This is a genomic window from Thermoplasmataceae archaeon (assembly GCA_038729425.1).
Taxonomy (GTDB): Archaea; Thermoplasmatota; Thermoplasmata; order Thermoplasmatales; family Thermoplasmataceae; genus B-DKE.
In genome coordinates, this window is the sequence record JAVYSB010000002.1 from 273,194 (window position 1) to 280,072 (window position 6,879).

A 6,879-nucleotide genomic window follows, 5' to 3' on the forward strand; every position below is an offset into this window, starting at 1 on the left:
CATTAACCATCCAAGCATTCTTGGATCTCTAAAACCGGGAGACACAATTTTTATGAGTGATGGCAAGGTTTCACTGACGGTAATCAACTCCTCCAAAGATCAGGCCACCGTTTCTGCTGGAGATAATGCCGTGATCAGGGACAGGAGCCGAATAAACATTCCCGGTAGGGTGCTCGATCTCGGTACGATCACCGATCGTGACAGGGAGTTCCTCAAGGAAGGCGTGGCAGGTCACGTGGACTATTTCGCGCTGTCGTTCGTTCAATCCAAGGCCAATGTGCAGAGCCTCCAGAAAGCTATAATGGATATCGGCGGATCCCAGGGGGTTGTTGCCAAGATAGAAACCAAGAGCGGGTACCAGAATATAGGTGAGATTGCAATGGCATCAGACGTGGTAATGGTTGCGAGGGGAGACCTTGGTGTGGAATTGCCACTGACCGAGGTCAGTCTAGCTCAGAAAAACATTATCTATCAATCCCACAGAAGAGGAAAGCCAACAATAGTCGCTACGCAGATGCTGGAGAGCATGGTAATGAGCGATTCCCCGACCAGAGCAGAAGTATCAGATGTTACCAACGCTATACTGGATAATGCCGACTCCCTCATGCTTTCTGAAGAAACTGCCATGGGAAAATATCCTGTACAGACTATCGAATATCTGAGCAGAATTTCTGAATACGTTGAAAGTCAGAGAATGGATTTTCCTGAGCCGGAAGAATTTATTGGGAACAAGGTAGCTTACTCTATTGCGGTTGCATCAAAGACAATCTCTGAAGATTCAAATGCAGAGGGAATAATAGCATTCACCCGCACAGGAAATACTGCCAGGATGATTTCCGCAGTGCGCCCGCGTGTGCCTGCATATGGGGTTGTGAATTCTGAATCTACGGCAAGGAAACTGAACCTGTACCGTGGCATCATCCCAGTCTTTTTGCCGATAAATGATGGGGAAACAACCGACGTTTACGACATGACGAGGAAATTCCAGGAATTGAACGGAATCAGGAGAGGATTGCGATACGTTGTTACCTCGGGCGCACCATACTTCCTGTTCGGTGGAACCAATGACGTCAGGGTCATAACTACAGGAAGGTACCTTGGGGTTGGGCACGCAAACGGCATTTCAGCTGACGGAACCGTGACGTACGGAACTGATGGAAATTGCAATATATTGGTCGTGAGCAAAGAAGATGAAATTCCATTGAACGCATCAAAATACGATGGAATTATATGCCAGAGTGCTGTCAGCAGCTTTCTGCGTGAAAGACTGAGAGAATCTGAAACATCTCTACTGAGCAATGCAAAACTTTTCTACGATATAAAGGAGGGCGATAATGTATTCATTGACGGATACACAGGAATAGTTGTATCATAATCCGGTGAACAAATCTTTCCTGATGGATTCAATGTCTACTCTGCCAGAATAGTCTACGTAAACATTTTTCAGTTTGACGTATTCTTCTATGCCATGCCTGCTTCCCTCTCCACCCTGTCCGGTCAGCCTGAAACCAGTATGATACCCCTGGGAGCTCTCCGGGCCAGGCTGGTTCACGTAGAGTTCACCAAATCTGATCCTGTCGGATGCCCTGAATATAAGCTTCTGATCCTCCGTGAACAGATATGATGCAAGGCCGTATCTGGAGTTGTTGGCTTCGGATATCATTTCGTCTTCATCGTTCACCTTCCTCACGCCGATTACAGGTCCAAATATCTCATCCCTGAAAATTCTTGATGACTCCTCCGCACCCTCGATCAGGGTTGGTTCGAGGAAATATCCATTTTTGAATTTTCCAGGCACGTTCGGTCTCTTTCCTCCCGCTATCACCTTCAAGCCGGCAAGGATGGAGTCGGAAATATACTTCTCAGTGTTTTCCAGAGCCTGATGATTTATCAGGGGTCCCATGTCGGAGGTCTCGGGATTGCCGACAACGATTGACTTCATGAGCGATACAGCTCTTTTTACAAAGGAGTCATACACATCAGCATGAACGTAGAGGCGCTCTGCGGCAACGCAAGACTGGCCGGAGTTCCATAATTTTGCCCACGCAAAGGCTTTCAGGGCATTATCCAGGTTCGCGTCCTTCCAGATCATGAATGGGGCTTTTCCTCCAAGTTCGAGTATCAACTTGGCCATGTTGTTCGAAGCTTTCTGCATTATGCGCTGTCCTGTTGCCGTTGATCCTGTCATTGTAATCAGGGAAACTTTTGGGTGCGCTATTATGTAATCTCCGACTTCGCTACCTTTTCCGGTTAGAAAATTGAGAACCCCTTTTGGAATCCCGGCCTCTATAAATTTCCGGACAATGAACTCTGCGCTTGCTGGTGTATCGGAGCTTGGCTTAAGGACAACAGTGTTTCCGGTAAGCAGCGCTGGAGCCAGTTTCCTGGCAACCATGCCAGCAGGGAAATTCCATGGGGTTATTGCAACAACAACTCCATAGGGGATCTTGTACTGGAATATGCGTCTAGTGTTGCTATCACCTTCAACAATGTCACCTGTTATCTTTCTTGAGAACTCTGCATAATACTGAAGCTGATCAAGGACGCCGTCAACCTCCTGTCTCGCTTCTATGGGGATCTTTCCGTTTTCCAGGATGAGTATATTTTCAAGATTTTTTCTGTCTTTTGCTATAAGCTCCCCTGCTCTGTAAATGATTTTTGAGCGAGCTACCGATCCGATGGAAGACCATCCATCAAAACTTTCTTCTGCGGCGTCAATCGCAGCGTCCACGTCTTCTCTTTTGGATGCCGGCATCTTTTCCAGGAATTCACCTGTCGACGGGTTATACTTATCCATTTCTTCACCATCATATGCAGGTCTCCAGGTACCGTCAATGAAATTGTTCATGGCATTCAATGCCCGCATCGCATAATAAGCTGACTGAAAAAGGTTAAATTGTTTGACAGGAGTTCAATTTAAGGGGTCTACATTCCTTGAGGATTTTTTGGAAGTACTGGGTATCAAGATTTATATACAATCTTGAATTTCCCGCTATACACGATAATTTCGGTGATCCAATGAACAATGGTGATTTTCTAAAAATAGAATATGAGGTCAGAGCAGGTGAGGAGAAGAAACTGGTAGATACCAGCAACGAGTCGCTAGCCAAGGAAAGCGATATCTATCACGAGCACAGGAAATACGACGATGAGGTCATCATTGTTGGTTCTGATAAGCAATTTCCAGAGATAAATGAGTCCTTGGAGAAATCCGAAGAGGGAAAGGAATACGAGGTCGTGATCCCTGCGGAGAAGGCATACGGAATCAGGGACAATAAGAACATTAAGGTCCATACAGCCAGGGAATTCCAGAGGCTGGAGATTAACCCTGTCGTGGGTCAGGAAGTCAGCCTGAACAATAGAAGAGGCAGGGTCCTTTCAGTAACGCCTGGAAGGGTTCTTGTTGACTATAATCACCCGCTTGCCAGCAAAACTATATACTATAAGTACAAGGTGGGCAAGATTTTAACCGATCCTGCTGAGAAACTGCTTGCGATAGTTCACATGTATTATCAGCCTGAAAAGGAAGATTTTCTCTGCTCTATTGAGGACTCCGTCGCCGTCATTTCCGTACCGGAAGATGCAAAGTTCGATCCTGTATGGCTTAATGCAAAGTACCTTGTCGTGAACGACATACGGAAATACCTCCCTGACAAGGATATATCAATAAGGGAATTCTACCTCAAACCCCCAAAAGAAGAGGAACATAAAGAAGAAGCGAAAGAAAAAGCCGAGGAGAATAATACTTCCGCCGAAGTAAAGCAAGAGACCTCAGAGAAGTCATGAATTCATAATGAACTCCAATTTCTCAGATCAACTCAAGACACTTTCAGAAAGAGTCAGGATAATTCTTGTAGCCCCGAAATACGAGGGCAATATTGGGGCTGTTGCCAGATCCATGAGAAATTCAGGTCTGTCTGACCTTGCGATTGTTAACCCCCCATATATCGGGGACGAGGCCATGGCCAGAGCCATGGCTGGCAGAGACATTCTGGATGGCAGAAAAATATACCAAACGCTTGAGGAGGCATCTCGTGATTTCTCAGTAATAGCAGCTACGTCAAGCGTGGCAACCTTGAACCGTAAAAAATTCAGGCGCATACCGGTTTCTCCGGATGAATTCTGGCAGGAATTCTCACTGAGGAATGACAGGATTGCAATAGTGTTTGGAAGAGAGGATGATGGTCTGCGAAACGAGGAAATAGAGTTCTGCAACTATTTCATAAATATCCCAGGATCACCCGATTACCCTGTGTACAACCTTTCTCATGCTGCCGCGATCATCCTGTACGAGATGATGAAACACGTTCCGAATCAGGTTGATTCGGACTACAAGGAGCCGATTTCTTCGGAGAACTATAATATTCTCATGGAAAGGATCGAGGAACTGCTTGATATAGTATCCTTTCCAAAATCAAGACGAAGGAACATTGATACTATGATCCGCAGAATCACAGCAAGATCTTCACTCACGCAGACTGAGTACTTCAAGATCATGGGCATCATAAGAATCCTCATTAAGCATCTGGAAAGCCAATGAAAGGCTCACACTCCACTGGAATGAAGTGAAAATGTTTATTAACGAATCTTAATTAACGCCTTACACGATGGATGTTCACCATGTCATTAGAAACACATAGAAAATCAAGCCCAGCCATGAAAGGGACAATTGAAAAATTGATCACGATTTCGAGAGATAACCAGTCAGTATTCTGGAGAGATATTGCAAAACGACTGAACGGGGGCAGGAGACGATATTCCTCGATAAATGTGGGAAAGATAAGCAAACTTGCAGCCGAGGGAGAAACTGTTGTGGTTGCAGGGAGTGTCCTGGGTAGTGGGTTCATTGACAAGAAAATAACCGTATCTGCACTTTCAATATCCGAAAACGCCAGGAAAAAGCTTGAGGATAATGGATCAAAATTCAAGAGCCTCGATGAGCTTGCGTCTGAGAATCCAAAGGGTACAAATCTAAGGATACTGAGGTAATTAAATGATATACATTGATGCTGATAATGCAATTTACGGAAGACTTTCAACCTATGTTGCCAAGCAGTTGCTTTACGGCGAAGGCGTCGTAATTGTAAACGCTGAAAAAGTGGTTATAACCGGCACTAAACCATTCCTTATCAACAGGTTCAAGGAGAGAAGGGAAATTGGAAGCGTCAGGAAAGGACCCGCATATCCGAAGACAGCTGACCAGATCCTCAGGAGATCAATAAAAAATATGTTGCCGTCAAAGACAACGACCGGGAAAGAAGCACTGAGGAGATGTGTTGTCTATAGGGGAAAGCCAAAGATACTGGAAGGAACGGAATTCGTTAAGGTCGACAGTGCGCTCAACCACAAGAAGAGTGGATACGTAACACTTCAGGATATCACATTCCAGCTTGGCCAGAGGTCGATTCAATGAAAGCAAACAATTCAATCGTAACATCTGGTAAAAGAAAAACCGCAGTTGCCAAAGCTGTTACAAAAAAGGGCAGCGGGAAAGTTACTATCAACGGATACCCCATTGAACTGCATCCCGTTTCCATATTGAGAGAGAAAATCAGGGAGCCTCTGCTGCTACTAGGGGATAAGGTTAATGGCATTGACATAGAAGTAACTGTGTCAGGCGGTGGCGTAACTGGACAGGCTGATGCATCCAGGACCGCTATTGCTAAGGGAATAGTGAAATTCGTTGCCGATGATACACTTGAGGACAAATTCAAGCAATACGACCGTGCGATGCTGGTTAATGATATAAGAAGAAAACTGCCCAAGAAGCCTATGGGAAGGGGCGCAAGGGTAAAGAGACAGAAGTCATACAGGTGATCATATGATTATCCCGGTAAGATGTTTCAGTTGTGGGAAAGTTGTCGCATCGGACTACGTCAGGTTTAGCAATAAGATGGCAGAGATACGCAGTTCTGGGCGCGAGCCGACACCGGAAGAGGTAAGCAAGACCCTCACTGATCTGCACGTTGATAGATACTGCTGCAGAAGGATGATTCTGTCACACACAGACCTCATAGATGAAATTCTTCCGTTTTCGTGAGGGACCGTGGGGTAGCTTGGTATCCTACCAGCTTGGGGTGTTGGTAACTTGAGTTCAAATCTCAACGGTCCCACCATGTTCATGGGGATATAGATAAGACCAAAAAAAGTTGTTATTTTTGATTAGATATATAAAAATTAATGAATAATAGTAGTTAAAATACCTTGTTTTCTCTGTAGATATTCCTGGTTAAGTATTTTCACAATCTTAGCCTTTAAGTTTAGGTTTTCATTTTTCCTGATCTTAGCCTTAATTTTGTATAGGGCTTGTTGTGAAATTCCCTTATCCCTGACATCTTTAGGCTTCAAAGTTAAGACCCATTCATAGAACTGCTTTGGATTCTCAAATTCCAGATAATCCTCATCATTAAGACCAAATACCGATGCATCGTCAAGGTTGTTTGATTCTCACCGCGTTTTATTTTTTTGGGAAGTCCACAATCAAAAGGAGAGAAATTATTGGATATATGGATAAAAATAGAAAATTATCATTATGATCCCAACAACTATTGAGGAATATGCCCATGCAATTGTATAATAGGTCTTGCTTCTTTTTCCTCTCGATGCATAAGATACTGCAGCAATAACACCCATTATTATACCTATGTTGGCATACCATTTGAGAACTGAGAATACAAAACTGCCGTAATAAAGGAAATTAGATTCGGAATAGTAAAAGAGGACGTTCAGGGCAATAGTATTAGTAAATATGGAAATTCTTCCCACGTAATTATGCTCTGAAAGATAACCTGCAATTATCAATGAAATAGGTGCTAGATACTGAATGTACCTACTTGGAACTGCCAAAGATATCCATGGGAAACCAATGATACTATTGAT

The 6,879-nt window shown here is 44.1% G+C and carries 9 protein-coding genes and 1 tRNA gene; 8 read left to right on the plus strand and 2 right to left on the minus strand.

Translation table 11 applies throughout. From position 1 onward, the window contains the following. A partial coding sequence (gene pyk / locus QW597_03270) for a pyruvate kinase (GenBank protein MEM0155607.1) occupies positions 1 to 1,375 on the plus strand: 1,375 nt, incomplete at its 5' end. Here the strand turns inward: pyk and QW597_03275 are convergent. Further along, the gene (locus QW597_03275; GenBank protein ID MEM0155608.1) at positions 1,370 to 2,848 is read right to left on the minus strand and encodes a D-glyceraldehyde dehydrogenase; all 1,479 of its coding nucleotides are present in this window, start codon (positions 2,846 to 2,848) and stop codon (positions 1,370 to 1,372) included. The two genes, pyk and QW597_03275, sit on opposite strands and share 6 nt — an antisense overlap. Positions 2,849 to 3,018: 170 nt before the next feature. On the opposite strand from QW597_03275, the gene QW597_03280 reads away from it, so the two are divergent. From QW597_03280 to QW597_03310, 7 genes are all read left to right on the plus strand, one after another. Beyond that, entirely contained in the window at positions 3,019 to 3,786 is a 768-nt protein-coding gene (locus tag QW597_03280) for a peptidylprolyl isomerase (GenBank protein MEM0155609.1), read from the plus strand. A 7-nt stretch (positions 3,787 to 3,793) separates the two neighbouring features. Further along, a complete protein-coding gene (locus QW597_03285; GenBank protein MEM0155610.1) occupies positions 3,794 to 4,540 on the plus strand; it encodes an RNA methyltransferase in 747 nt (248 codons plus the stop codon). Positions 4,541 to 4,620: 80 nt separating this feature from the next. Further along, complete coding sequence (locus QW597_03290) at positions 4,621 to 4,989, plus strand: 50S ribosomal protein L18e (protein MEM0155611.1); 369 nt, start codon at positions 4,621 to 4,623, stop codon at positions 4,987 to 4,989. A gap of 4 nt (positions 4,990 to 4,993) precedes the next feature. Continuing rightward, complete coding sequence (locus QW597_03295) at positions 4,994 to 5,413, plus strand: 50S ribosomal protein L13 (GenBank protein MEM0155612.1); 420 nt, start codon at positions 4,994 to 4,996, stop codon at positions 5,411 to 5,413. Beyond that, entirely contained in the window at positions 5,410 to 5,817 is a 408-nt protein-coding gene (locus tag QW597_03300; protein MEM0155613.1) for a 30S ribosomal protein S9, read from the plus strand. Before QW597_03295 ends, QW597_03300 begins: the two co-directional genes overlap by 4 nt. Before the next feature lie 4 nt (positions 5,818 to 5,821). Further along, positions 5,822 to 6,040, plus strand: a complete 219-nt coding sequence (locus QW597_03305; GenBank protein MEM0155614.1) for a DNA-directed RNA polymerase subunit N — start codon at positions 5,822 to 5,824, stop codon at positions 6,038 to 6,040. Further along, positions 6,041 to 6,116 (plus strand) — tRNA-Pro (locus QW597_03310). A gap of 379 nt (positions 6,117 to 6,495) precedes the next feature. On the opposite strand, the gene QW597_03315 is transcribed toward QW597_03310, so the two are convergent. Continuing rightward, positions 6,496 to 6,879 (minus strand): hypothetical protein (locus QW597_03315; GenBank protein MEM0155615.1); only part of this gene is annotated, 384 nt, incomplete at its 5' end.

What these genes read in the sequence shown, in the direction of transcription:
- QW597_03275 (MEM0155608.1), bottom strand. Translation starts at nt 2,848, where the DNA reads ATGAACAATTTCATTGACGGTACCTGGAGACCTGCATATGATGGTGAA.
- QW597_03280 (MEM0155609.1), top strand. Translation starts at nt 3,019, where the DNA reads ATGAACAATGGTGATTTTCTAAAAATAGAATATGAGGTCAGAGCAGGT.
- QW597_03285 (MEM0155610.1), top strand. Translation starts at nt 3,794, where the DNA reads ATGAACTCCAATTTCTCAGATCAACTCAAGACACTTTCAGAAAGAGTC.
- QW597_03290 (MEM0155611.1), top strand. Translation starts at nt 4,621, where the DNA reads ATGTCATTAGAAACACATAGAAAATCAAGCCCAGCCATGAAAGGGACA.
- QW597_03295 (MEM0155612.1), top strand. Translation starts at nt 4,994, where the DNA reads ATGATATACATTGATGCTGATAATGCAATTTACGGAAGACTTTCAACC.
- QW597_03300 (MEM0155613.1), top strand. Translation starts at nt 5,410, where the DNA reads ATGAAAGCAAACAATTCAATCGTAACATCTGGTAAAAGAAAAACCGCA.
- QW597_03305 (MEM0155614.1), top strand. Translation starts at nt 5,822, where the DNA reads ATGATTATCCCGGTAAGATGTTTCAGTTGTGGGAAAGTTGTCGCATCG.